Origin of the sequence: Type-D symbiont of Plautia stali (assembly GCF_001485335.1) — a bacterium.
In the GTDB taxonomy this organism is placed as follows: Bacteria; Pseudomonadota; Gammaproteobacteria; order Enterobacterales; family Enterobacteriaceae; genus Pantoea; species Pantoea vagans_C.
This window is the reverse complement of the sequence record NZ_BBOC01000002.1, coordinates 52,538-75,736: the sequence shown is the minus strand read 5'-3', so window position 1 is coordinate 75,736 and position 23,199 is coordinate 52,538. Positions and strand designations below refer to the sequence as shown.

General features: G+C 54.4%; 21 protein-coding genes. 10 read left to right on the top strand and 11 right to left on the bottom strand.

The features are described 5' to 3' along the window. On the top strand, window positions 1–582 hold the full coding sequence (yqiA, locus tag PSSD_RS01085) for an esterase YqiA (RefSeq protein ID WP_039328578.1): 582 nt from the start codon (window positions 1–3) through the stop codon (window positions 580–582). A gap of 47 nt (window positions 583–629) precedes the next feature. Then, window positions 630–2,525: a DNA topoisomerase IV subunit B gene (gene parE, locus PSSD_RS01080; protein WP_039328580.1), complete on the top strand. Its 1,896-nt coding sequence runs from the start codon at window positions 630–632 to the stop codon at window positions 2,523–2,525. Window positions 2,526–2,564: 39 nt separating this feature from the next. Here the strand turns inward: parE and PSSD_RS01075 are convergent, their stop codons facing one another. Further along, entirely contained in the window at window positions 2,565–3,464 is a 900-nt protein-coding gene (locus tag PSSD_RS01075; RefSeq protein WP_058968795.1) for a LysR family transcriptional regulator, read from the bottom strand. 538 nt (window positions 3,465–4,002) lie between these two features. On the opposite strand from PSSD_RS01075, the gene PSSD_RS01070 reads away from it, so the two are divergent. The 3 genes from PSSD_RS01070 (at window position 4,003) to PSSD_RS01060 (ending at window position 7,821) form a co-directional block, all read left to right on the top strand. After that, on the top strand, window positions 4,003–5,310 hold the full coding sequence (locus PSSD_RS01070; protein ID WP_058968792.1) for an MFS transporter: 1,308 nt from the start codon (window positions 4,003–4,005) through the stop codon (window positions 5,308–5,310). Window positions 5,311–5,337: 27 nt separating this feature from the next. Continuing rightward, window positions 5,338–6,807: an amidase gene (locus PSSD_RS01065; RefSeq protein ID WP_039328587.1), complete on the top strand. Its 1,470-nt coding sequence runs from the start codon at window positions 5,338–5,340 to the stop codon at window positions 6,805–6,807. A 114-nt stretch (window positions 6,808–6,921) separates the two neighbouring features. Continuing rightward, window positions 6,922–7,821, top strand: coding sequence for a LysR substrate-binding domain-containing protein (locus tag PSSD_RS01060; protein ID WP_039328618.1), 900 nt, complete (start codon window positions 6,922–6,924; stop codon window positions 7,819–7,821). A gap of 36 nt (window positions 7,822–7,857) precedes the next feature. Here PSSD_RS01060 and PSSD_RS01055 read toward each other — a convergent pair whose 3' ends face one another. Both PSSD_RS01055 and PSSD_RS01050 read right to left on the bottom strand, forming a co-directional pair. Continuing rightward, on the bottom strand, window positions 7,858–8,166 hold the full coding sequence (locus tag PSSD_RS01055; RefSeq protein WP_039328588.1) for a putative quinol monooxygenase: 309 nt from the start codon (window positions 8,164–8,166) through the stop codon (window positions 7,858–7,860). A 31-nt stretch (window positions 8,167–8,197) separates the two neighbouring features. Continuing rightward, the gene (locus tag PSSD_RS01050) at window positions 8,198–8,779 is read right to left on the bottom strand and encodes an NAD(P)H-dependent oxidoreductase (protein WP_039328590.1); all 582 of its coding nucleotides are present in this window, start codon (window positions 8,777–8,779) and stop codon (window positions 8,198–8,200) included. A gap of 163 nt (window positions 8,780–8,942) precedes the next feature. On the opposite strand from PSSD_RS01050, the gene PSSD_RS01045 reads away from it, so the two are divergent. Next, window positions 8,943–9,707 (top strand): transporter substrate-binding domain-containing protein, encoded by a 765-nt coding sequence (locus PSSD_RS01045; RefSeq protein WP_039328592.1) that lies wholly within the window; start codon window positions 8,943–8,945, stop codon window positions 9,705–9,707. A 154-nt stretch (window positions 9,708–9,861) separates the two neighbouring features. Here the strand turns inward: PSSD_RS01045 and PSSD_RS01040 are convergent, their stop codons facing one another. The 6 genes from PSSD_RS01040 to PSSD_RS01015 form a co-directional block, all read right to left on the bottom strand. Next, window positions 9,862–10,725 carry a ketose-bisphosphate aldolase gene (locus PSSD_RS01040; protein WP_058968789.1) on the bottom strand — a complete coding sequence of 288 codons (864 nt, stop codon included), beginning with the start codon at window positions 10,723–10,725 and terminating at the stop codon, window positions 9,862–9,864. Between the two features lie 201 nt (window positions 10,726–10,926). Further along, window positions 10,927–11,778 carry a class II fructose-bisphosphate aldolase gene (locus PSSD_RS01035; RefSeq protein WP_058968785.1) on the bottom strand — a complete coding sequence of 284 codons (852 nt, stop codon included), beginning with the start codon at window positions 11,776–11,778 and terminating at the stop codon, window positions 10,927–10,929. Window positions 11,779–11,787: 9 nt separating this feature from the next. Beyond that, complete coding sequence (locus tag PSSD_RS01030; protein WP_039328598.1) at window positions 11,788–12,879, bottom strand: PTS fructose transporter subunit IIC; 1,092 nt, start codon at window positions 12,877–12,879, stop codon at window positions 11,788–11,790. An 11-nt stretch (window positions 12,880–12,890) separates the two neighbouring features. Further along, complete coding sequence (locus PSSD_RS01025) at window positions 12,891–13,205, bottom strand: PTS fructose transporter subunit IIB (protein ID WP_039328600.1); 315 nt, start codon at window positions 13,203–13,205, stop codon at window positions 12,891–12,893. Window positions 13,206–13,228: 23 nt separating this feature from the next. Beyond that, window positions 13,229–13,699: a PTS sugar transporter subunit IIA gene (locus tag PSSD_RS01020; RefSeq protein WP_039328602.1), complete on the bottom strand. Its 471-nt coding sequence runs from the start codon at window positions 13,697–13,699 to the stop codon at window positions 13,229–13,231. A gap of 18 nt (window positions 13,700–13,717) precedes the next feature. Continuing rightward, the gene (locus PSSD_RS01015) at window positions 13,718–15,280 is read right to left on the bottom strand and encodes a BglG family transcription antiterminator (RefSeq protein ID WP_039328603.1); all 1,563 of its coding nucleotides are present in this window, start codon (window positions 15,278–15,280) and stop codon (window positions 13,718–13,720) included. A gap of 410 nt (window positions 15,281–15,690) precedes the next feature. On the opposite strand from PSSD_RS01015, the gene parC reads away from it, so the two are divergent. The 3 genes from parC to ftsP all read left to right on the top strand — a co-directional run bounded on the left by parC (window position 15,691) and on the right by ftsP (window position 20,276). Further along, entirely contained in the window at window positions 15,691–17,964 is a 2,274-nt protein-coding gene (gene parC / locus PSSD_RS01010) for a DNA topoisomerase IV subunit A (protein ID WP_039328604.1), read from the top strand. Between the two features lie 38 nt (window positions 17,965–18,002). After that, entirely contained in the window at window positions 18,003–18,740 is a 738-nt protein-coding gene (locus PSSD_RS01005) for a 1-acylglycerol-3-phosphate O-acyltransferase (protein ID WP_039328606.1), read from the top strand. 108 nt (window positions 18,741–18,848) lie between these two features. Next, complete coding sequence (gene ftsP / locus PSSD_RS01000; RefSeq protein WP_058968782.1) at window positions 18,849–20,276, top strand: cell division protein FtsP; 1,428 nt, start codon at window positions 18,849–18,851, stop codon at window positions 20,274–20,276. Window positions 20,277–20,366: 90 nt separating this feature from the next. On the opposite strand, the gene dkgA is transcribed toward ftsP, so the two are convergent. Further along, the gene (dkgA, locus tag PSSD_RS00995) at window positions 20,367–21,194 is read right to left on the bottom strand and encodes a 2,5-didehydrogluconate reductase DkgA (protein ID WP_039328609.1); all 828 of its coding nucleotides are present in this window, start codon (window positions 21,192–21,194) and stop codon (window positions 20,367–20,369) included. 206 nt (window positions 21,195–21,400) lie between these two features. Between dkgA and PSSD_RS00990 the strand changes: the two genes are divergently transcribed. Then, window positions 21,401–22,309, top strand: a complete 909-nt coding sequence (locus tag PSSD_RS00990) for an AraC family transcriptional regulator (protein WP_039328611.1) — start codon at window positions 21,401–21,403, stop codon at window positions 22,307–22,309. A 168-nt stretch (window positions 22,310–22,477) separates the two neighbouring features. On the opposite strand, the gene PSSD_RS00985 is transcribed toward PSSD_RS00990, so the two are convergent. Then, window positions 22,478–23,140, bottom strand: coding sequence for a DedA family protein (locus tag PSSD_RS00985; protein ID WP_058968779.1), 663 nt, complete (start codon window positions 23,138–23,140; stop codon window positions 22,478–22,480). Between the last annotated feature and the right edge of the window lie 59 nt (window positions 23,141–23,199).

Sequence of the window (23,199 nt, the reverse complement as noted above, 5' to 3'; positions counted from 1 at the left end):
ATGGCGGCGCTGATCTATCTGCATGGATTCAACAGTTCACCGCAATCGGCTAAAGCCACGCAACTGCAACAGTGGGTACATGAGCACCATCCCCACCTCAATGTGCTGGTGCCGCAACTGCCCACGTTTCCGGCAGAAGCAGCCAGCATGCTGGAAGAGTTGGTGATGCAGTATGCAGGTGAACCGCTGGGTTTAGTGGGATCCTCTCTCGGCGGTTACTTCGCCACCTGGCTGTCGCAATGTTTTATGCTGCCTGCGGTGGTGGTCAATCCTGCCGTGCGGCCGTTTGAACTGCTGGTGGATTATCTCGGCGAAAACCGGAATCCCTACACTGGCCAGCAATATGTGTTAGAGTCTCGCCACATTTACGATCTGAAAGTGATGCAGATTGACCCGCTTGAAGCGCCCGATTTACTCTGGTTGCTGCAACAAACTGGCGATGAAGTGCTCGACTACCGCCAGGCGCTGGAATATTACAGCGCGTGCCGCCAGACGGTCGAAGAAGGCGGCAATCATGCCTATATCGGATTCGAACGCCATTTTGCGCAGATGATTGATTTCCTGGGATTAAATGCTCCCTGATTGCTGCGGGATGGGCCCATTTTCATATTGCTAATCAGACAGTTACGATGAGCCAATCAAGCTATAATGCCGATGCGATTGAGGTCTTAACCGGCCTTGAACCGGTGCGTCGTCGTCCGGGGATGTACACCGATACCACGCGTCCTAACCATTTAGGACAAGAAGTGATCGATAACAGCGTCGATGAGGCTCTGGCCGGTCACGCTAAACGCGTGGAAGTGATTCTTCATGCTGACCAGTCGCTGGAAGTGATCGACGACGGCCGTGGCATGCCGGTGGATATCCACCCAGAAGAAGGCGTACCCGCCGTTGAGCTGATCCTCTGCCGTTTACATGCGGGCGGTAAATTCTCCAACAAAAACTACCAGTTCTCAGGCGGCCTGCACGGCGTAGGGATCTCGGTGGTGAACGCCCTGTCAAAACGCGTAGAAGTCACGGTGCGTCGTAATGGCGAAGTGTATGACATCGCCTTTGAAAATGGCGATAAAGTGCAGGATCTCACCGTTACCGGTACGGTAGGCAAGCGCAACACCGGCACGCGTGTCCATTTCTGGCCAGATGAAAGTTTCTTCGACAGCCCACGCTTTTCCGTTTCTCGTCTGACACATGTGCTGAAAGCCAAAGCCGTGCTCTGTCCGGGCGTGGAAATTGTCTTCAAAGATAAAGTCAACGATACCGAGCAGACCTGGCTCTACCAGGATGGCCTCACCGATTATTTGGGCGAAGCGGTCAACGGTCTGCCCACGCTGCCAGAGAAGCCTTTTGTCGGTAGCTTTGCCGGTGATGTGGAAGCGGTGGATTGGGCGCTGCTGTGGCTGCCGGAAGGTGGTGAACTGCTGACGGAAAGCTACGTCAACCTGATCCCCACCATGCAAGGCGGTACCCACGTTAATGGTTTACGCCAGGGCCTGCTGGATGCGATGCGCGAGTTCTGCGAATTCCGCAACATTCTGCCACGCGGTGTGAAACTGTCGGCGGAAGATATCTGGGATCGATGTGCCTACGTCTTGTCGGTGAAAATGCAGGACCCGCAGTTTGCCGGTCAGACCAAAGAGCGCCTGTCTTCACGCCAGTGCGCGGCCTTTGTTTCTGCGGTGGTTAAAGATGCCTTCAGCCTTTGGCTGAACCAAAACGTACAGGCTGCAGAAATGCTGGCCGAGCTGGCGATCTCCAGCGCACAGCGCCGTATGCGCGCCGCCAAGAAAGTGGTGCGTAAAAAGCTGACCAGCGGCCCAGCGCTGCCTGGCAAACTGGCGGACTGTACCGCGCAGGATTTGAACCGAACCGAACTGTTCCTGGTGGAAGGGGACTCCGCGGGTGGGTCGGCCAAACAGGCGCGCGATCGTGAATATCAGGCGATCATGCCGCTCAAAGGTAAGATCCTGAATACCTGGGAAGTGTCGTCCGATGAAGTGCTGGCATCGCAGGAAGTGCACGATATTTCTGTGGCGATCGGTATCGATCCAGACAGTGAAGATCTGAGCCAACTGCGTTACGGCAAGATCTGTATTCTTGCGGATGCGGACTCCGATGGCCTGCATATTGCCACCTTGTTGTGCGCGCTGTTTGTGAAGCACTTCCGTACGCTGGTACAACATGGTCACGTTTACGTCGCCATGCCGCCGCTGTATCGCATCGATCTCGGTAAGGAAGTCTTTTACGCACTGGATGAAGATGAGAAAGAGGGCGTGCTGGAGCAGCTGAAGCGTAAAAAGGGCAAGCCTAACGTTCAGCGCTTCAAAGGTCTGGGTGAAATGAACCCGTTGCAGCTGCGTGAAACCACACTCGATCCCAACACGCGCCGGTTAGTCCAACTGACGGTCAGCGATGACGATGTAGAGCAAACGCTGCGTGTCATGGACATGCTGCTGGCGAAGAAACGTTCGGAAGATCGTCGTAACTGGCTGCAGGAAAAAGGCGACCTCGCCGACCTGGAAGCTTAATTGCTGTGCGCTTGCCATCACCATGATGGCAAGCGCCTGTTAAGCGTTTTGTGCATTAATCCGCTTCGCCAGCATCTCATGAAAAATCTTTGTCGCCATTGATAGCGTGCGCTGTCTTGGCAAGCCCAGATCCACTTTTACCGTTCCCATTACGCTATCACTCAGCGCGACCGCGATGAGCTTTTCCTGATCGCTGATATCGCCCACATTGAGCTGCGGTAATATCAGCAGGGCCATACCCAACATCGCCAGTCGTTTCTGTACTTCAATCGAATTGGTCACGAAGCGCATATCCAAAACCAGATTTTCTCGCTTGGCTGCCGACTCCAGCAACTGCCTGACGGAAAAATTCGAGGGCGGAATGGCGAGAGGATGTTGTGCGATGTCCCGCAGTGTCAGCACGTTCTTACTGGAAAGACGATGGCTGGGTGCCATCAATATCTTGTGTTTGAGCGAACAGGAGTGCGTCACCTGCAATTCGGCACTGACGGGCATGTAAAAAGTCAGGGCAACGTCCGCTTTATCGGTAATTAACGCCTCGGCAATATGCGGTGCACTGCCGACGTCAATATCGAAACAGACGCCGGGATGTAGCCGCTGGAAGTCATTAATCGTAGGAGCAATAAAAGGCGCAATCAGGCTTTCAGCTGAACAGATGCGAATACAGCCAGACACGATGCTTTGTGATGAAGCGATTTTCTCTTTCACCCCTTCTAATTCCCGCAGCGTTGCCTGCACGGCTTGCGCCAGGTATTCCCCTTCACGCGTCAGTTTTATTCCGCGTGGGCTGCGCTCAATCAGTGAGGCACCATAATGATGTTCCAGTAATTCAATCTGTCGTGTCACCGCTGTGGGGGTGACAAACAGCTTATCGGCAGCTTCGCGGAGTGAGGCTGACTTCGCCACTTGACTAAAATATTTCAGTGCTCTGAGCTGCATATTCCCTCTTATTCACTTTGCGGTGCTCCATAATCAGGCGCACTGGCGTTGTTATTGTGCAAATGTCATTTCATTAGCTCTCAAATAAGAAAAATGGTTTTTTATCAACGCTATAGATTTTGTTTTTTCTGCACCAATAATGTCGAATATTGATCTGGTGCACACATTTAGTGCCGTAATGGTTTTTTTTCTGATGCCAGATAAAGCGGTGTTGCAGAAGGGGTTGATTGGAAAATACTATAAATCATAGGGATGGCGTTTATGATACTTTTTGCTTATGCATGAGAGAGCCGCAACAGTGCTCACATTTAGTAGACACTAAAAGCGCAGATTGGTGATAGTGGCGCCCTCTGCGCTTTGTTATATCTCTGTAACCAAGATGAGTCCTAAAGCATTAACCGTGATGGCACAGGACGACGTTAATACCTCATCACATCCTACTGACCGTAATTAATATTCTTTCATTTGGGAGCGAGATAATTTGTTCTCAAAGGAATTCTGGTGGCTGGCTTGAGTACAACATTGAGGATGGCCTGAAATGTCGAATCATATTCAAACCCACACGGGTGAAAAAAGAGCAACGCCAAAAGAAGTGTTGGCCGTCGTGCTGGGTGCGGCGGTCGAGTTTTTTGATTTCAGTGCCTACGCGACATTTGCTGTGTTAATTGGCAATGCGTTTTTCCCTTCACACGATCCCTTTTTGAGTTTGCTATTATCCGTTTCCATCTTCGGCATCGGTTTTGTGGTGCGGCCACTGGGGGCGATCTTTATTGGCAGCTACGCAGACCGCGTGGGGCGTAAACCCGCGATGTTGCTGACCATGGTATTTATGACGATCGGCACCGGGGGATTGGTTATTCTGCCGGGCTATGAAACGCTTGGGGTTGCCGCACCGATTTTACTGGTTCTGGTGCGCCTGCTGCAGGGGCTGGCATGGGGCGGAGAAGCGGGCCCAGCGACCACCTTTATTATGGAAGCGGCACCGCACGGCAAGCGCGCCTTTTTCGCCAGCTGGCAGATTGTGGCGCAGGGCCTCGCGGGCATTACCGCTGGGTTGATTGGCTATCTGCTGACACAACTGCTGACGCCGGAACAACTGGCCAGTTGGGGCTGGCGCATTCCCTTCGCCTTTGGTTTGATTATTCTGCCTATCGCGCTCTATCTGCGCCGCAATCTGCGCGAAACCTTTAACAGCGACAACACCGCAGTGACCAAGACCACGGGTAGCCTGCTGTCTGAAGTCGTTAAAAATTATCGTGGCTTGATCCTGCTCGGTATCTTCATGCTGTCAGGCAGCACCATCACCCAATATTTTCTCAATTACATGACCACATACGCGCTGAATGAGTTGCACTTTGCCTCCAGCACGGCAATGGCCTCGACCATGTTGATAGGCGTGTGCGTGGTGATTTTCTCGCTGGTTGGCGGCTGGATGGCCGATCGCTTTGGCCGCAAGATCACCATCATCGCGCCGCGCGTGTTACTGCTCATCTTGCTGCTCCCGGGTCTGGAACTCATCAACACCTGGCGAAGCGATACGGTATTTTTCAGTGTGATTGCGGTGTTCGCCGCCTTGCAGTGCATCAGTGGTTCTGGCGTGTTGGTGGTGCTGTGTGAAAACTTCCCACGCTATGTGCGTTCTACCGGTTTCTCCATCGCTTATGCCTTTGGCATTACGCTGTTTGGCGGTACGGCACAAATCATCTTCTCCTGGCTGATTAAGGCCACGGGCAATCCGGTGTCACCGGGTTACTACCTGATTGCCGCCAATCTCTTGTGTATTGCTTCGGTGCTGTTGATTCGTGAACGCCAGCGTCATGCCACCCCCGTGACGGTGAAAACCTGATTAAGAGACGCGAAAGGAGCTAACAACATGAATACCATCATGAGTTGGGAAGAGTGGGTCGATTGTGATGCCACTGACTTGGCCATCCTGGTCAAACGCGGCGAGGTATCTGCACAGGAGCTGGCTTCACAGGCCAAAGCGGCCGTCGAAAAAGTGAATCCGCACATCAGTTCCGTGGTTGAGATGTTTGATGATGCCATCGCCCATCCTGCCGACAATACGAACCTTGATGGCCCGTTTTGCGGCGTGCCAATGTTGATCAAAGATCTTGGCCCCACGCTGAAAGGGCGGCTGCAAGAGCAGGGCTCGAAATTTATGCAGGGCAACCGCGCAACTGAGGATGCGTTTCTCACCGAAAAAATTCGTGCCGCAGGGTTGAACCTGATTGGCCGTTCAGCAACGCCTGAGTTTGGTGTGGCGGGTTCGGCAGAAAATCCCGATATCTATGTTGTTCGTAACCCGTGGAATACCGATTACACCACCTTTGGTTCCTCGGCGGGAGCGGCGTCATCCGTGGCGGCAGGTGTGTTGCCGTTAGCGCATGCGACTGACGGCGGGGGATCGATTCGCATTCCGGCAGGTTCACATGGCTTGATTGGTTTGAAAAGCACGCGCGGGGTGTTTTCCATCGCGCCGGGTCTGTCAGATATAACTGGCTATGTGTCGACACAGGGCTGCGTAAGCCGCTCGGTGCGTGACTCCGCGCTGTTTATTGACCGCTGCCGTGGCGGCGCGCCCGGTGAGTTTATGCCTTACTGGCAGCCCGATATCCCTTATGGTGACCTGATTCAGCGCGATCCCGCCCCGCTGAAAATTGCCGTCTCACATCAGTGGGGCGATTATCATGCTGCTCCACACTTTGTGCAGCAGTTAGAACAAACGGTGCGGCTATTGCAGGAGCTAGGGCATCAGGTGGAGTGGGTGACGCCTGACATCGATTTTGCCGCTGCATTTGAGGCGCAAACGACCTGCTATATCAGCAACTTCGCAGAATCTATTCAGCGTTTGCTGGAGAAAAGAGGTCTGCAAGCCCCGCCAGAGGATCAGTTTGAGCCCATCAACATCAAAATCTGGCAGAAAGGGCGCGAGATGTCCTACCACCAGCGCTGGCTGATGCAGGATGTGTTCAACACCACATCACGCAAACTTGGCCAGTTTTATCAGGAGTGGGACATGATTTTGACCCCTACTTTCTCCGGCCCCACACCTTTGCTGGGAGACAAACGTTATCTGACTCTGAGTGACAACCCAGATGTTCTGGACTGGTTTTATGGCTTATGGGAATTGTTCTCCTACACACCGTTGGCCAGCTTGACGGGCACGCCGGGTATCTCGATTCCTTTGGCCTGGCAGGAATCCGGTATTCCTCTTGGCATGCATTTCCAGACGCGTCAGGAAAATGATGGCGCACTGTTGCAGTTGGCGGCACAGCTTGAACGTGCTGTGGGCGGACGCTTCAATCGCCAGTCCATTCCCGCTGTTTCTGTTTTACGTTGAGCCTGTCCTCCGTGTTTAACCCGTCGCTGGCCGTGGCAGTCGAAGCATTGTGCTATGCTGCCGCAGACAAATGTTGCGCATGCCAAGCTGGGTATAGCTCTGAGGACAGGAATTTTGAAAATCACGCTGGAAGAGTTACGCGCCTGGGTGGCGGTGGTGGATACGGGATCGATCACCGCAGCCGCCGATCATCTCGAACAAACCAGTTCTGGCATCAGTCGGGCGCTCAGCCGCCTGGAATCCAAGCTGCAAACCACCTTACTGCATCGCACCACCCGGCGGCTGGCGCTGACTGAGGAGGGGCTGATCTTCCTCGATCATGCGCGGCAGATCCTCTCATCGGTGGAGCTGGCAGAAGAGCAGATTGCCCAACGCCGCGATATCCCTTCTGGCCGCTTGCGGGTGAATGCTAACGCTCCCTTTATGCTGCATGTGATTGTGCCGCTGGTGGCGGAGTTTCGGCAGCGTTTTCCGCAAATCCAGTTGGAGTTAAACACTGACGACATCATGATCGATCTGCTGGAACAGCAGACCGATATTGCGATTCGCGTTGGGGAACTGCGTGATTCGACGCTGCGCGCCCGCGTGCTGGGCAGCAGTGCGACGCGTTTAGTGGCCAGCCCAGGTTATCTGCAACATCACGGCACGCCGGTCAATGTGGAGGCACTGTCTGCCCACCAGCGGCTCGGCTTTAGTCAGTTAGATGCGCACAATGTCTGGCCGGTGTGGCAGCGGGAGGGGGAGTTTTTACAGGTCAAACCCACGCTGTTAGCTTCCAGCGGAGAGACGCTGAGACAACTGGCGTTAGCGGGGCAGGGCATTGCGCGCTTATCCGATTTTGTCACCCGTGAGGATCGTGCGCGCGGTGATTTGGTGCAGGTACTGGAGAGTGACACGCGTGAGTTGCGTCTGCCGATCCATGCGGTGTATTACCGTAATCAGTCTCTCACTTCACGCATTACCTGCTTTCTTGATTTTCTGCGCGAGAAGATTGAGCAAAACCAACTGCTGTAATAAAAAAGCCTCTGCCAGGGCAGAGGCGCGAGCGGATCAGCGAACCGGCTCCAGCACCAGGATCTTCACATCCACCACATCATCTTTAATCAGGGCGCGATGCGCATCCATATGCGGCATCTGTTGATGTTGCTCCAGATGGCGCAACGATTCCCACTGTTCCAGCATAAAGATCGAGTCCGGTGAATTGTGCTTCCACGGCACCTGCGCCTGGTGATCGACCAGCGCATCGTACTGATGGCAACCTTCCTCTTCCAGCACGGTAGGGATCAGTTTGTTGATGGCTTCCAGCACCACATGACGACGGCCTGGCTTGATACAAATCTCTGCAACGACAGTTAACATAGCGCTTCCTCTTTTCCCGGTGTGCTTAAAGTTAAGCAAAGATTTGGCTGAGATGAGTCCGATAACGCTCAATATCGCGTGGCACGTCTGGCATTTTGATCACATCGTTACAGATAAAGGTGGGCAGGCCTTCCATACCGAGGAACTGATTGGCTTTGTGGAAGTGCAGGTACAGGCCGTCAACGCCGACACCTTCAAAGAACTGCTCGGGATCGGTAAAGGCTTCCAGCGGGGCGTTCCAGGTCAGCGACAGCATATATTTTTTGCCCTGAATCAGGCCGCCTGAGCCGTATTTTTTACTGGCATCGCTGCGGCTGCGGCCATCGCTGGCATACAGTGCGCCGTGGCCTTCGGTAAACACATCATCGATGTACTTTTTCACGGTCCAGGGTTCGCCCATCCACCAGCCTGGCATCTGGTAGATCACCACGTCACTGTCGAGATATTTCTGCACTTCTTCTGCCACGTTGTAATCGCTGTCAGCCACCGTCACCACAACGTTATGGCCGAGGTCACGCAACTGGCTGGCGGCGACGTCCGTCAGCGTGTGGTTCAGCTCGCCTTTTGAGTGGGCGAAGGTTTTACCGCCATCGATAATTAAAATATTGCTCATGGATGATTCGCTCCGTTATTCGTTAATGGCGCACACTCTACGCGCGCAGGCGAAGCAGAAAAATGCGTGATTGATCACAAGACTTTTGCTAATAAAGCAATAATGCGGCGCTTCATGAAACAATCCGCAGGCAAACCAACATCAACACAATAAAGAAGAATCCATGAAAACCGCGATACTGAGTGCATTACTTCTGGTGACAGGCACGGCTTCGGCGCAGTCTCACCTCGATGAAATTCGTAGCAGTAAAACCCTGAAAGTCTGTACCACCGGTGACTACAAACCCTATAGCTATCTGCGCAGCGACGGTCAGTATGAAGGGCTGGATATCAGCATGGCGCAGTCACTGGCAGCAAGCTTAGGGGCCAAAGTGCAGTGGGTGCCCACCACGTGGAAAACCATGAGCGACGATTTTGTCGCGAAGCAGTGCGATATCGCCCTCGGTGGGGTGTCCGTCACGCTGAAGCGCCAGCAGATTGCCTGGTTCGCCGAACCGTTGGGTGTGGATGGAAAAATCCCGCTGGTACGCTGCGATGACAAAGACAAATACCAGACCGTTGAGCAGATTAACCAACCCAGCGTCCGCGTGATTGAACCGGCTGGCGGCACCAATGAAGCCTTTGTGCACAGCCATTTGCCACACTCGACGCTGCAACTGGCCGACAACGTGGGCATTTTCCAGCAGCTGGTGGATAAAAAAGCCGATGTGATGATCACCGATGCGTCAGAAGCCCTGTTCCAGATGAAGCACTATCCGACGCTGTGCGCCATCAATCCGGACAAGCCCATGCAGTATGGTGAGAAGGCTTATATGATCCCGCGTGATGATATGAGCTGGAAGCTGTATGTCGATCAGTGGCTGCATCTCAGCACCGCGACCGGTGAATATGCGCAGATTGCGCAGCAGTGGTTGGGTGTGATCAAGTAAACAACGAGGTCGCCATAAATGGCGACCCTACAAAAACCGTGCTCGACCGTCGTAGGGTTGCTATTTATGGCGACCGAAAGCGCTAAACTGGCGAGCACTATGCCAGAAATCGCGACCATAAATGTAGGGTGCGCATTTATGCGCACCAGGACATTTAACGATACAGCCCCGCTTTCCCCAAGCCACCAAACAGATTCATCTTGTAGCGAATCACCGCTTTGGCGGCAGCAATCGCGTCCGGGTAAATCATGTTGGGATCCCACCAGGTTTCGCGCGCCAGAATCTCACGCAGTTTGGCGAAGTAAGCGTATTTCATATCGCTGGAGATATTGATTTTACCCACGCCCAGCGTCACCGCTTCGGCAATCTCTGCATCCGGGTTGGCTGAACCGCCATGCAACACCAGTGGAATGGTCACACGCTGCGAAATATCTTTCAGGATATGCATCTGCAACTCTGGCTTCATGTCTTTCGGATAGATACCGTGCGCGGTACCGATGGCCACCGCCAGCGTATCGACGCCGGTGCGCTGCACAAAATCTTCTGCCTGCGCCGGTTCGGTGTAGATCACTTTACTTACGCCGCCCTCCACCGTGGTACCGGTATCGCCAATGGTGCCGAGTTCACCTTCCACCGAAACCCCCACCGAGTGCGCCAGTTTCACTACCTCTTTGGTCAGCGCCACGTTCTCTTCATAAGGCAGCAATGAGCCATCAATCATCACGGAGGTGAAGCCGCATTGGATTGCCCGCAGCACCTGGGCAATCGATGCGCCGTGGTCGAGGTGGATAGTGAAGGGCACGCGGCTTTTCAACGTGCGTTCACGCACATAGCCAAAGAATTCATCGGTGACAAACTCCAGCTCGCTTGGGTGAATCGAGATGATTGCCGGGGTGTTAGTGGCTTCGGCTTCTTCTACCACTGCGCGGATAAAGCAGCTGTCTGCCACGTTGAATGCGCCAATAGCAAAGCGATGTTCACGAGCCGGTGACAACATTTCTTTCATTGAAATCAACATGTTAATATTTCCTTAACGTGAGTTTTACCAGAGCCGACGCGCGCGCCGACCCGATGATGGATATAGAAAAGTGGTATTTAAATTTTGATGCGTCTCACTGCGTTAATGACGTGCGCCTGTTTAACCGGTGCGCATATGCGCACCCTACGGGCAGAGTCATTACCCTGTAGGGTCGCCATTTATGGCGACCAGACGCGCGTATTACGCCTTGCCAGCCGATCCCGACCAGCTCAAATACTCAATCACCACCTCGCGGCAGGCTGATTCCATTAGCCCGAGCAAATCGGCCAGCTCCGCGTGTGGATGCTGCTTGAGCGCCTGTTCAACGGCATTTTTACCGGCATCAAATACCGCCGCGCCCACGTTAATTTTGGCCACGCCATATTGACTGACACGGCGAATATCTTCGGCCGGCGTACCCGATCCGCCGTGCAGCGCCAAGGGGCGTGTGGAAACCGCATGCAGCTCCTGCAAACGCTGGAAATCGATCTTCGGCTTCACTCCGGCAGGATAAAGGCCATGCGCGGTGCCGACGGAAATTGCCAGCAAATCAATCTCGGTCTGCTCGATAAACGGCAGCACATCCGCAACCTGCGTCATCTTCACCGAGGCATCCGCCAGCTCGTAAGTGGGTGCATCCGCAATGTGGCCCAACTCACCTTCAACACAGACGCCCGCCGTGTGCGCCATCTTCACCACTGCCGCAGTCTGGCGAATGTTCTCAGCCAGCGGATCGGCAGAGGCATCGATCATCAGCCCGGTAAACCCGGCGCGAAACGCCTGGCCGATCAGAGGGAAGGCTTTGCCGTGATCCAGTGCCAGCGCCACCGGCACGGTTGCGGCACCGGCCAGCGCCTGTACTAATGGCACGGCCACTGCGGGTGGAAAATGCGTACTGTGCCCCTGATACACATTGAGGATCAGCGGGGCGCGCTGCTGTTCCGCGGCTAGAATCGCCGCACGTGCGGTTTCAAGGTTAAAGCAGTTGATCGCCAGGACTGCGTACTGCTGTTTGGCGGCGGCCTGAATCAGGTCATTCATCATGGCAAACATGGTGGCTCCTTATTCCAGTGTGAATTTGATCTCTTCATCGCGGACGCCGGGGGCTTCCACGTCATCGAACTCTTCATCGGCCTGCGTCACCGGTTTTTTCATCAGCGACAGCATCACGCCACACACAGCCGTACCGATACCCAGTGCCAGACAGAACATCAGGGGTTTGGTGAACAGTGGCACCACAAACATCCCACCGTGCGGCACTGGCGCTTCTACGCCCCACACCATGATCAGGCCCCCGGCGATGGCAGAGGCCACCACACAGCTGGCGACCACGCGCAGCAGGTCACGTGCAGCAATCGGGATCACGCCTTCGGTAATCATGCAGATGCCCATCGGGAAGGCGGCCTTCAACGCCTCTTTTTCCGCTTTGGTGTACTTATGACGTGTCAGCAGATACGACAGCGTGATACCAAACGGTGGGATCATCGAGCCGACAAACTTCACCGCTTCCGGGCCGTAGATGCCATCAACCAACATGCCGTCGGCGAACAGCGACATGGTTTTATTGATGGGGCCGCCGAAGTCAAAGGTCGCCATCGCGCCCAATACCGCGCCCAGCACAAATTTTGATCCGCCCTGCATGGATTCCAGCAAGTGAATCAGCGCCTTCTGTAGCCAGACAATCGGCTGACCGATAAAGGTCATCATCAACAACCCGGCGATGATGGTGCTCAGCACCGGCAGCACCATAATCGGCATCAACCCCTGCATCGACTGCGGCAGCTTGATCGTGCGGCGCAGCAGCAGCACGGTGTAACCGACGAGGAAGCCGCCCAGCATACCGCCGATAAAACCCGTACCAATCTGGCCGCAAATAAAGCCGACAATTAAACCGGGTGCAAAGCCGGGTCGATCGGCAATTGAGTAGGCGATCGCCGCACTGATCAACGGCACGATCAGCCCCATGCCCCAGCCGCCGATCTGGTTCAACATCCAGGCGATAGTGCCAGGATGCTTACCAACATCCGGGCCGCCGATCACCTGGCCGAGCGCGATACAGATCCCGGCGGCGACGATCAGCGGGATCATCCACGAAATCCCGGTGAGCAAGTGGCCTTTGATCTCCTGGCCATACTGACGTTTGTTCTCGTTCATGGTGGATCTCCTCAGGCACGCGCCAGTGAATCCGCCACTTTTTCGAGGAATTTCACCGGTGACTTAATCACCACTTCGGTTTTCACTCGTACGATGGGTTTGCCCTGGAAGCGTTCTTCGCCTTTGATCTTCACGTCAATGGCGAGGATCACCACATCAGCGGCGTCAATGTCTTCACGCGTCAGCGCCGTTTCAGTACCAATGGTGCCTTGGGTTTCGACGTGGATGGTGTGGCCCAGCGCGTGAGCCCCTTTAATCAGTTTTTCGCGCGCAATATAGGTATGCGCGATGCCTGCCGTGCAGGCCGCTACACAGACAATATTCATGTGTCACCTCAGAGAGTTGGGTGTTAACAGAGGTCGGTTTCGGCGTACTGACTAAACAGCCGGATGATATTGCTGGGGTCGTTTTCCACCAGCAATTGGGCTATCACCTCATCATCGGCCAGCGCGCTGGCCACCTGCGACAACAGGCGAATATGGGTGGTGTTCTGATCTTCCAGTCGCACAGCGAACAGGATGATGCAGCGCACCTGGCTGCCATCAAGCGTTTCCCACGGGATATCCTGTTGGGTACGACCAATGGCGAGCGTGGTGTGGAGAACCGCAGAAGATTTGCCGTGCGGAATGGCGACGTGGTTTTCAAAACCGGTCGACCCTTCGGCCTCACGCAGCCAGACGTCTTCAATAAAGGCTGCACGATCGGTGATGGCACCGTCCTGATACAACAAATCGGTGAGTTCATTAATCACCTCTTCTTTAGTGGTCGCGGTCAGCGCCAGATTAACGCGGCGTGGCGTGAGAATGCGGGAAATATCCATGGGTGCTACCTCATTCAATTAATGTTCAGCCAAGGCGCAGGGCGCGCCGTCCGGCAGCTGGCTGCCAATCATGGCGTCAGTCACTCGCCGAATATCGTCATCGTTAAAAAATGCACTGACATACACCGCCGGAATCGCGCCGGCGTCGAGATGAATCGTGGTAATCACTAAATCCACCGTTTGGTTCTGGCAAAACGCCGCGTGATTACTGGCAGAGACCACGCCGGCAATTTCCCAGTCTGGGAAGGCACGCAAAATACGGCTTTTCAGTAGATGAGAGGTCCCCACGCCGCTGGAGCACACCACCAGAATGCGTTTATGGGCAATTTGCCGCTCCAGCGCTGCCTGGAAATGTACGCAGAGGTAGCCGATTTCATCATCTGCCACGGGCGAAAGGGCATGCGTCCGGGCGGTTAATTGCATCGCCTGTTGGGTCAGGGAAAATATTCCCTTCATTTCCTGCTGAATATCCTCCAGCAGGGGATTACGAATGTGAATATGATATTTGAGTCGATTTAATAATGGCTTTATATGTACCAGCAGTCCGTCGAATAATAACCGGTCCTGTGCTAAATCTTGCTGAATAAAAGCGGAAAACCGATCAATTAATTCACAGGTTATTTTTACGGACTCTGCGGTGGAAAACTGATTATGCACCGGGGCATTATCCCCACGCTCTTCCACCACAATGCCGGATGAAACGATATATTGATAAATAAATCCGACTTCATCTTTAGGCAGCGCGCAGCACATCCGCTGCTCAATCTGCACCACCATCTGCTGCGCGATAATCAGGATGCGCTGGTCGAGATCCTGCGCGGTGGTTGAGGTAGCAAGGGCGAGCGCGTTGCCCTGCGCCATACGATGCATCATGATCAGAATATGCGTGCAGAGATTCAGGTACCAGGCATCGCCCAGTGGGTAACTCAGCTGCTGCTCCATCTGCTGTAGCAGCGCCTGCACAAAAGCCACATCCTCATCGCCAAAATAATGCACCAACGCTTGCTGGCTACCGGGATCGAGCCGGGGTAGCAGCGGCGTTCCGGCGACATTTTGCTGCATCACGTCATTAATCAGTGACACCATTGCCTGACGCAGCGTGTGTTCATCCCCTTCGATGTGCGTACCGCCAGGCCCGCGCTGCAGCGTTAGCCCCAAAGGTTGCAGCCACTCCTCGATCACTTTCAGATCATTCACGATCGAAGCGTGGCTGATAAAATAGCGCTCTGACAGCTTGCTGATGGAGGTGGCGCGTGGCGCATCGCTCAACAGCTGTGAGGCAATCTTCACTCTGCGGCTGTTTTGCCCCAGCGCATCGGCGCTGCTCTCATCGCCGTTTAACTGCTGCTCCAGCTGCAAGCGTTGCTGAATGTCATCAACCCGCAGACGTACGCCGCGTCCCGGCGTCTTTTCCAGCACCATTGACCATCCACTTAGCCAGCTCTCCAGCCACTGCAAATCGCGTTGAATGGTTTTCTCTGACACGCCAAGTTGTAAAGCTAACGCTTTGGTCGGCTGCGGTGCAGCGTGTTGCAACAGCATTTTGACTAAACGGTGTTGTCGCGAAGTCAGTATTTGCATTCGGTCACCCTTTATTTTGGCTAATCGTTTTTAAGATTATTTCCTCGATATATTTATTTGGTGCCAGAAATCAGGAGCGCAAAAAATTTTTTTTGTTGAGTGTAAATTTAGAAAAGGATGGCGTAAGCAACAATACTAAATGTTGTCCATGGATGCGGACAGTATTAATACGCTTCTCATGTGAGATATTTAATTGCGATCCTGCTCACAATTTATTACGGATATTAATTGTGATGCTGCTCTCATTCCTTTTTATTTTTCTAACCAATGTCACGTTATTTAAACTCACAGGTTTCTCTTCTCCACCACTGGCTTCCCTGTGACTAACTCGCACGAATAAGGTACTATCCTCGCCAAATGACCGCCGGATGTCCCGCCGTTGCGGGCCACGAAGTGAGGATGCGAGCTTAATGAGCGAATTGACGCAGGATGGTGCAGAGCGTCTTGCCCTGCACAAGTTTACGGAAAACGCGTACCTGAATTACTCCATGTACGTGATCATGGACCGCGCACTGCCGTATATCGGTGATGGCCTCAAGCCAGTGCAGCGCCGTATCGTGTATGCGATGTCAGAGTTGGGCCTCAACGCGAGTGCCAAATTCAAGAAATCGGCGCGTACCGTGGGTGACGTATTAGGTAAATACCATCCGCACGGCGACAGCGCCTGCTATGAAGCGATGGTGTTGATGGCGCAGCCCTTCTCCTATCGTTATCCGCTGGTGGACGGGCAAGGCAACTGGGGCGCACCGGATGACCCCAAATCCTTCGCCGCGATGCGTTACACCGAATCGCGTCTGTCGAAATATGCGGAAGTCCTGCTGGGTGAACTGGGGCAGGGAACGGTCGATTACATTCCCAACTTCGATGGCACCATGCAGGAGCCGAAAATGTTGCCGGCGCGTCTGCCGAACATCCTGCTCAACGGCACCACCGGCATCGCGGTGGGCATGGCCACTGACATTCCTCCGCACAACCTGCGGGAAGTGGCGGAAGCCGCCGTGCGCCTGATTGATAAACCCAATACCACGCTTGATGAGCTGCTGGATATTGTGCAAGGCCCGGATTATCCGACCGAAGCGGAGATCATCACGCCACGCGACGAAATTCGTAAGATTTACCAGAACGGTCGCGGATCGATTCGCCAGCGCGCGGTGTGGAAAAAGGAAGATGGCGATGTGGTGATCACCGCACTGCCGCACCAGGTATCCGGTGCACGCGTGCTGGAGCAGATTGCTGCGCAGATGCGTAACAAAAAGCTGCCGATGGTAGAAGACCTGCGTGATGAATCCGATCACGAGAACCCAACGCGTCTGGTCATCGTGCCGCGTTCCAATCGTGTTGATCTGGAGCAGGTGATGAACCACCTGTTTGCCACCACCGATCTGGAAAAAAGCTATCGCGTTAATCTGAATATGATCGGGCTGGATAACCGCCCGGCGGTGAAAAACCTGCTGGAAATTCTGTCTGAGTGGCTGGTGTATCGCCGTGATACCGTGACGCGCCGCCTGAATTACCGCCTGGATCGCGTATTGCGTCGCCTGCATATTTTGGAAGGCTTGTTGGTCGCGTTCCTCAATATCGATGAAGTCATCCACATCATTCGCACAGAGGACGAGCCGAAGCAAGTCTTGATGTCGCGCTTTGAGCTGACCGACACCCAGGCCGAATCGATCCTGGAATTAAAACTGCGCCATCTCGCCAAACTGGAAGAGATGAAAATTCGTGGTGAGCAAGCGGAACTGGAAAAAGAGCGTGATCAGCTGCAGGCGATTCTGGCATCCGAACGCAAGATGAGTAACCTGCTGAAGAAAGAGTTGCTGGCTGACAGCCAAACCTATGGCGACGATCGTCGTTCGCCATTGCATGAGCGTGAAGAAGCCAAGGCATTGAGCGAAAACGAGCTGGTAAGCGCCGAGCCGGTGACCATCGTACTGTCACAAATGGGCTGGGTGCGCAGCGCCAAAGGCCATGATATCGATGCGGCAGGCTTGAGCTACAAAGCCGGTGACAGCTACCTGGCCGCAGCACGCGGTAAGAGTAACCAGCCGGTGGCGTTTATCGACTCCACTGGACGCAGCTACACGCTGGATCCGACTTCATTGCCGTCCGCACGCGGGCAGGGCGAGCCGTTAACCGGTAAGCTCACGCCACCACCGGGCGCGGCATTTGAACAGGTGCTGATGGAGCCAGACGATCAAAAACTGCTGATGGCTTCGGATGCCGGTTACGGCTTTATCTGTACCTTCGCGGATTTGATTTCACGTAACCGTGCGGGTAAAGCGCTGCTGACGTTGCCAGATAACGCCAAAGTGATGACGCCAATGGCGGTGCATTCGGGCGATGACATGCTGCTGGCGATTACCCAGGCTGGCCGTATGTTGATGTTCCCGGTGGGCGATTTGCCACAAATGTCGAAAGGCAAAGGCAATAAAATTATCTCGATTCCATCCGCAGATGCCGCAGCGGGCCTGGATAAACTGCAATGGTTGCTGATTCTGCCTCCGGGCAGTTCCATCACCATCCATGTTGGCAAGCGCAAGTTAATTATGCGTGATGAAGACCTACAGAAGGTGCGTGCCGATCGTGGCCGTCGCGGTAGTGTGTCGCGTGGCTTGCAGCGTATTGATAGCGTGGAAGTGAATGCGCCTGCGCGCCCAAAGAGTGACGCGAGTAGCGAAGAATAATACTGACCAGGCGATGGAATGCCAACTTTGAGGAAGCTATGTTACTAATTTTACGTACGATTATTGTTATCGTTTATTCGATTTTGGTCTGTATCTTCGGCAGTATCTGGTGTCTGTTTTCACCGCGTAATCCGCGTCACGTCGCGACGTTTGGTCATATGCTGGGTCGCCTGTCGACCGTGTTTGGCGTCAAAGTGGAGTTGCGTAAACCGGCCGATGCGGAGAGTTACGGCAACGCGATTTATATCGCTAACCATCAGAACAACTACGACATGATCACCGCAGCGAAGATCGTGCAGCCTACCACGGTTACCGTGGGTAAAAAGAGCCTGCTGTGGATCCCGTTCTTTGGCCAGCTTTACTGGTTAACCGGCAATCTGTTGATTGATCGCGACAACCGCGCCAAAGCACACGGTACCATCGGTGAGCTGGTGGCGCAGTTCAACAAAAAGAAAATCTCCTTCTGGATGTTCCCGGAAGGCACGCGCAGCCGTGGTCGCGGTCTGCTGCCGTTCAAAACCGGCGCTTTCCATGCTGCAGTGGCCGCTGGTGTGCCGATCATCCCGGTGGTGGTGTCTAACACCCACGACAAAGTGAAACTCAACCGCTGGAACAACGGTCTGGTGATTGTTGAAATGCTGCCACCTGTCGATACCAAACAGTTTGAAACCACTTCAGTACGCAAGTTAGCGACCCATTGTCGCGAATTAATGTCTGCTAAGCTGGAAGAATTGAACGCCGAAGTCGCCGAACGCGAAAAAAACGGTAAAATCTAGCCAACCTGGGGCAGTACCGCTGCCCCATGCTCATCACAGCAATAACCCACTAACAAAAACAACATGGACACGGCGTCTTCACGCCCCGCTCAAAAGGTCTGAAGTTTTATGTCTTGCAGCAGACGTCAGTTTATTCAGCTTTCCGCCGGCGTTGCGCTGGCTTCAGGCAGCATGCCTTATGCTGCCCATGCTGCGGCACCGCCAGGCGATGTGCCGCTTCCGATTCCACCATTGATCGAATCGCGTCGTGGTCAGCCGCTGTTTTTGACGTTGCAACGCAGCCATTGGTCGTTCAGCGGAAACAGCAACAAGGTGCCGGTATGGGGTATTAATGGCATGTACCTCGGCCCCACTGTGCGCGTGTACAGCGGCGATGATGTGAAGCTGATTTACAGTAACCGCCTCAACGAACCGGTGGCGATGACCGTCAGCGGGCTGCAAGTGCCAGGTGCGTTAATGGGCGGTGCGCCGCGTTTGATGTCTGCGGGCGTAGACTGGGCGCCAGTGCTGCCGATTCGCCAGGGCGCTGCCACACTGTGGTATCACGCCAATACGCCAAATCGCATGGCGCCGCATGTTTACAACGGCCTGGCCGGCATGTGGCTGATTGAAGATGACGTCAGCAAAGCGCTGCCGTTGCCTAAGCACTATGGCGTCGATGATTTCCCGCTGATTATTCAGGATAAGCGTCTGGATAACTTCGCCACACCGGTTTACAACCCCCCTTCAGACGGCGGTTTCCTCGGCGACACCCTGCTGGTGAATGGCGTACAGAACCCGTACATCGAGGTTTCTCGCGGCTGGGTACGCTTGCGCTTGCTGAATGCGTCCAACGCGCGCCGGTTCGATCTGAGCTTCTCGGACAACCGCCCGTTCACGGTGATCGCCAGCGATCAAGGCTTCCTCGCCGCTCCGGTGGCGGTGCAGACGCTGTCACTGGCACCGGGTGAACGCCGTGAAGTGCTGGTAGATATGTCGCAAGGCGATGAAGTGTCGATTACTGCAGGTACCGCCGCCGGTCTGATGGATCGCCTGCGCGGTCTGTTTGAACCCTCGTCCATCCTGGCAAACACCCTGGTGCTGAGCCTGCGCCCAACGGGCTTACTGCCGTTGGTTACCGATAATCTGCCGATGCGTCTACTGGCGGATCAGATTCTGGATGGCGTCGCGGTGCGCACGCGTGAATTCCGCATCGGAGACAGTGCGCCGGGCATTAATGGCGCGCTGTGGGATATGAGCCGCATCGATACCACCGTGCAGCAGGGCACCTTTGAACGCTGGATTATCCACGCCGATCGTCCGCAGTCGCTGCATATTCAGGGTGTGATGTTATTGATTAAGAACGTCAACGGCGCGCAACCGATGGGCGAGGATCGTGGCTGGAAAGATACCGTCTGGGTTGATGGCGACGTGGAGCTGTTGGTGAGCTTCCCGCAGAGTTCGTCGGATCACTTCCCGTTTGTCTACTACAGCCAGACGCTGGAGTTAGCGGATCGCGGTACGGCAGGGCAGTTGCAGGTGAACTCAGTTCCTTAAAGTAAAAGTGCGCATCAATGCGCACGCTACAATCCCGCGACAAACGCGTAGGGTCGCCATTCATGGCGACCGCTACTGAGCCACATAATCCTACCCGTTAAACTTCTCCGGGTCTGGCCCCAAACGATTGCCGCTATCCAGCTTGGTAATCTCGCTGATCTCCGTTTTTTCCAACCTGAAATCAAACACCTGGAAGTTTTCGCGAATGCGTTCTGGCGTAACGGATTTAGGGATCACTACCAGTCCGCTATCCAGATGCCAGCGAATCACGATCTGCGCCGGGGTCTTGCCATACTTTTTGGCTAAATCGCGGATGATCTCCTGATCGAACACGCCTTTACCGCCTTGCGCCAACGGACTCCAGGATTCTGTCTGAATGTGATGCATTGCATCCCAGGCATGCAGGGTGCGCTGTTGCAGCATCGGGTGTAGTTCAATCTGATTCACCACCGGTGAAACCCCGGTCTCATCGATCAAACGTTTGAGGTGTGCTTCGTGGAAATTACAGACGCCGATACTTTTGGTTAAGCCCTGTTTTTGCAGCTCAATTAAGCCTTTCCAGGCTTCAACATAGTGATCTTTCTCTGGGCACGGCCAGTGCATCAGGTAGAGGTCGACGCTCTCCAGCTGCAATTTCTTTAGGCTGGTTTCCATCGCCGCCTGCCAGTTTTGCTGGTCGTCATTCCACAACTTGGTGGTAATGAAAATATCTTCACGCGCCACGTCGGTATCCTGCAGCGCCTGCCCGACTGCTTCCTCGTTTTTGTAAATAGCGGCGGTATCGATGGAGCGATAACCCACTTTTAACGCTTCCACAATCGCATTGCGGGCATCCTCAATGCTAGCCTGCCATACGCCGAGTCCAAGCTGAGGCATCATATTGCCGTCGTGCAGTTTAATAATGGGTTGCTCTGCCATAGTTGCTCCTTATCTGTCGCAGTGACTTACCGTTAAAAGCGCTGTGGTTAAGTCTAGTCAACAAACTTAACCGAGGAGATCATTGTGGCAATCAAACCGCCGTTTTGCCCTGGTCATTTCTGCCAGAATCTTGCCTGATTCTCCAGAGTGGTGGAGCTTTAAGCAGCATTGCGGCACACTGGATTTTTGCTGCCAGAGAGAAAACCATGCCGAATGATGCCCTTTGCCGCCAGCTGGCGCAGCGAGTGATTGCGTTAATGAATGATGCCCGGCAACCGTTGTGCGCGGTGGATAACGTCAAGCTGATCTATGCCTGTGAAACGCTGCCGCGCACGCCGATGATGTACCAACCCGGCATTGTGATTCTGTTCCAGGGACGTAAAACCGGCTATCTCGGCAGCACGGTGTTCCACTACGATGCCACCAAATATCTGATGCTGACCGTACCGTTGCCGGTGGAGTGTGAAACCGAAGCAACGTTAGAAGAGCCGCTGGCGGGCATGTGTCTGAGCGTGGATACGGCCAGTCTGCAGGATCTGCTGATGGATATTGGCGATGATGAGCAGTTTCAGCCGCAGCTGCATACCTCGGGCATCCATTCGGCTTTTATGAGCGAGGAGATGCTCTGTGCAGCCGAACGCTTGCTGGATGTGATGAACAAACCGCGTGACGCGCGTGTGTTGGGTCCGCAGCTGGTGCGTGAGATTATTTACTATGTGCTAACCGGGCCGATTGGCGGCGCACTGCTGTCGCTGGTGAATCGTCAGACACAGTTCAGTCAGATTGCGCGCGCGTTGCGCCGCATCGAAAACCATTTCTCAGAAAGCCTGAGCGTCGAAATGCTGGCGGCGGAAGTCAACATGAGCGTGTCGGCATTTCATCACAACTTTAAAGCGGTAACGCAAACCTCGCCGCTGCAATACCTGAAGCGCTATCGCCTGCATCAGGCGCGATTAATGATGTTGCAGGATGGCATGAAAGCCAGTGCGGCAGCGGTGCGCGTGGGTTACGAGAGCCCTTCGCAGTTTTCGCGGGAGTTTAAACGCTATTTCGGCGTAACGCCGGGAGAAGAGGCCAGCCGCGTGCGTCTCACGTTACCGTTTGACGCCGCATAAACTCGTTTCACTCGCCTTGAACGTCAAGGTTCTGTCGGTACGGTCTGTAGGGTGCGGTCTTTTGGCCGCCCGTTGCCGCCCATCTGCAACATAACCGTAGCGGCGTGATTCATCGCGCGTGATTCTAAACACGCGCAATAAATTGCGCCCCTATGGAGTGGTGGAGCATCAAGATACTTTCTGGCGTCGCTTTTTCCAAATCACCACAATGCTGCCAGCCAGCCCAACACACAGCAGTACCATTGGCAGCACCATTAGCACGGCCATCACCTGGTCTTCGTGGCGCTTGATAAACGGCACCTGACTGATGCCATAACCCATTGCTACCACAATGCCGACCCACAATGCGCCGCTCAGCCAGTTGAACAGCTGGAAGCGACCATTCTGCAAGCCAGAGATGCCCGCCATGGTTGGCAGCAAGGTGCGTACAAACGCCAGGAAACGACCGACCAGCAGCGCCATCAATCCATGACGGTTAAACAGGTTCCACGCCCGCTGGTGGTATTGCGCGGGAAGGTGCATCAACCAGCTTTTCACCAAACGGGTATTCCCGAGCCAACGGCCTTGCAGATAGCTCAGCCAGCAACCGAGGCTGGCGGCGGTGGTCAGGATCAGCATGGTCGGCACGAAATCCATCACACCTTTGGCAATCATGGCCCCCGCGAGCAGCAGCAGGCTGTCGCCCGGCAAAAAAGAGGCCGGCAACAAACCGTTTTCCAGAAACAGCGTCAAAAACATCACGCCATAGACAACCCACACGACATCTGGATTGGCCAGCGCGGCAAAATCCTGATGCCAGAGCGCGTGGACAATCTCATGTAAAACACCCATCTGCTATCCCATCGAGTCACAAGGATTCTATTTTAACGTTCTGTGGCATCGTATTCGTT

Bases quoted from the DNA above. Each gene is read 5' to 3' on its own strand.
- PSSD_RS01050 (WP_039328590.1), bottom strand. From the start codon at position 8,779: ATGAGCAATATTTTAATTATCGATGGCGGTAAAACCTTCGCCCACTCA.
- PSSD_RS00985 (WP_058968779.1), bottom strand. From the start codon at position 23,140: ATGGGTGTTTTACATGAGATTGTCCACGCGCTCTGGCATCAGGATTTT.
- PSSD_RS01015 (WP_039328603.1), bottom strand. From the start codon at position 15,280: ATGCAAATACTGACTTCGCGACAACACCGTTTAGTCAAAATGCTGTTG.
- PSSD_RS01005 (WP_039328606.1), top strand. From the start codon at position 18,003: ATGTTACTAATTTTACGTACGATTATTGTTATCGTTTATTCGATTTTG.
- PSSD_RS00990 (WP_039328611.1), top strand. From the start codon at position 21,401: ATGCCGAATGATGCCCTTTGCCGCCAGCTGGCGCAGCGAGTGATTGCG.
- PSSD_RS01075 (WP_058968795.1), bottom strand. From the start codon at position 3,464: ATGCAGCTCAGAGCACTGAAATATTTTAGTCAAGTGGCGAAGTCAGCC.
- dkgA (WP_039328609.1), bottom strand. From the start codon at position 21,194: ATGGCAGAGCAACCCATTATTAAACTGCACGACGGCAATATGATGCCT.
- PSSD_RS01030 (WP_039328598.1), bottom strand. From the start codon at position 12,879: ATGAACGAGAACAAACGTCAGTATGGCCAGGAGATCAAAGGCCACTTG.
- PSSD_RS01020 (WP_039328602.1), bottom strand. From the start codon at position 13,699: ATGGATATTTCCCGCATTCTCACGCCACGCCGCGTTAATCTGGCGCTG.
- PSSD_RS01040 (WP_058968789.1), bottom strand. From the start codon at position 10,725: ATGTTGATTTCAATGAAAGAAATGTTGTCACCGGCTCGTGAACATCGC.
- ftsP (WP_058968782.1), top strand. From the start codon at position 18,849: ATGTCTTGCAGCAGACGTCAGTTTATTCAGCTTTCCGCCGGCGTTGCG.
- PSSD_RS01035 (WP_058968785.1), bottom strand. From the start codon at position 11,778: ATGTTTGCCATGATGAATGACCTGATTCAGGCCGCCGCCAAACAGCAG.
- PSSD_RS01045 (WP_039328592.1), top strand. From the start codon at position 8,943: ATGAAAACCGCGATACTGAGTGCATTACTTCTGGTGACAGGCACGGCT.
- PSSD_RS01025 (WP_039328600.1), bottom strand. From the start codon at position 13,205: ATGAATATTGTCTGTGTAGCGGCCTGCACGGCAGGCATCGCGCATACC.
- parC (WP_039328604.1), top strand. From the start codon at position 15,691: ATGAGCGAATTGACGCAGGATGGTGCAGAGCGTCTTGCCCTGCACAAG.
- PSSD_RS01055 (WP_039328588.1), bottom strand. From the start codon at position 8,166: ATGTTAACTGTCGTTGCAGAGATTTGTATCAAGCCAGGCCGTCGTCAT.
- PSSD_RS01065 (WP_039328587.1), top strand. From the start codon at position 5,338: ATGAATACCATCATGAGTTGGGAAGAGTGGGTCGATTGTGATGCCACT.
- yqiA (WP_039328578.1), top strand. From the start codon at position 1: ATGGCGGCGCTGATCTATCTGCATGGATTCAACAGTTCACCGCAATCG.
- PSSD_RS01070 (WP_058968792.1), top strand. From the start codon at position 4,003: ATGTCGAATCATATTCAAACCCACACGGGTGAAAAAAGAGCAACGCCA.
- parE (WP_039328580.1), top strand. From the start codon at position 630: ATGAGCCAATCAAGCTATAATGCCGATGCGATTGAGGTCTTAACCGGC.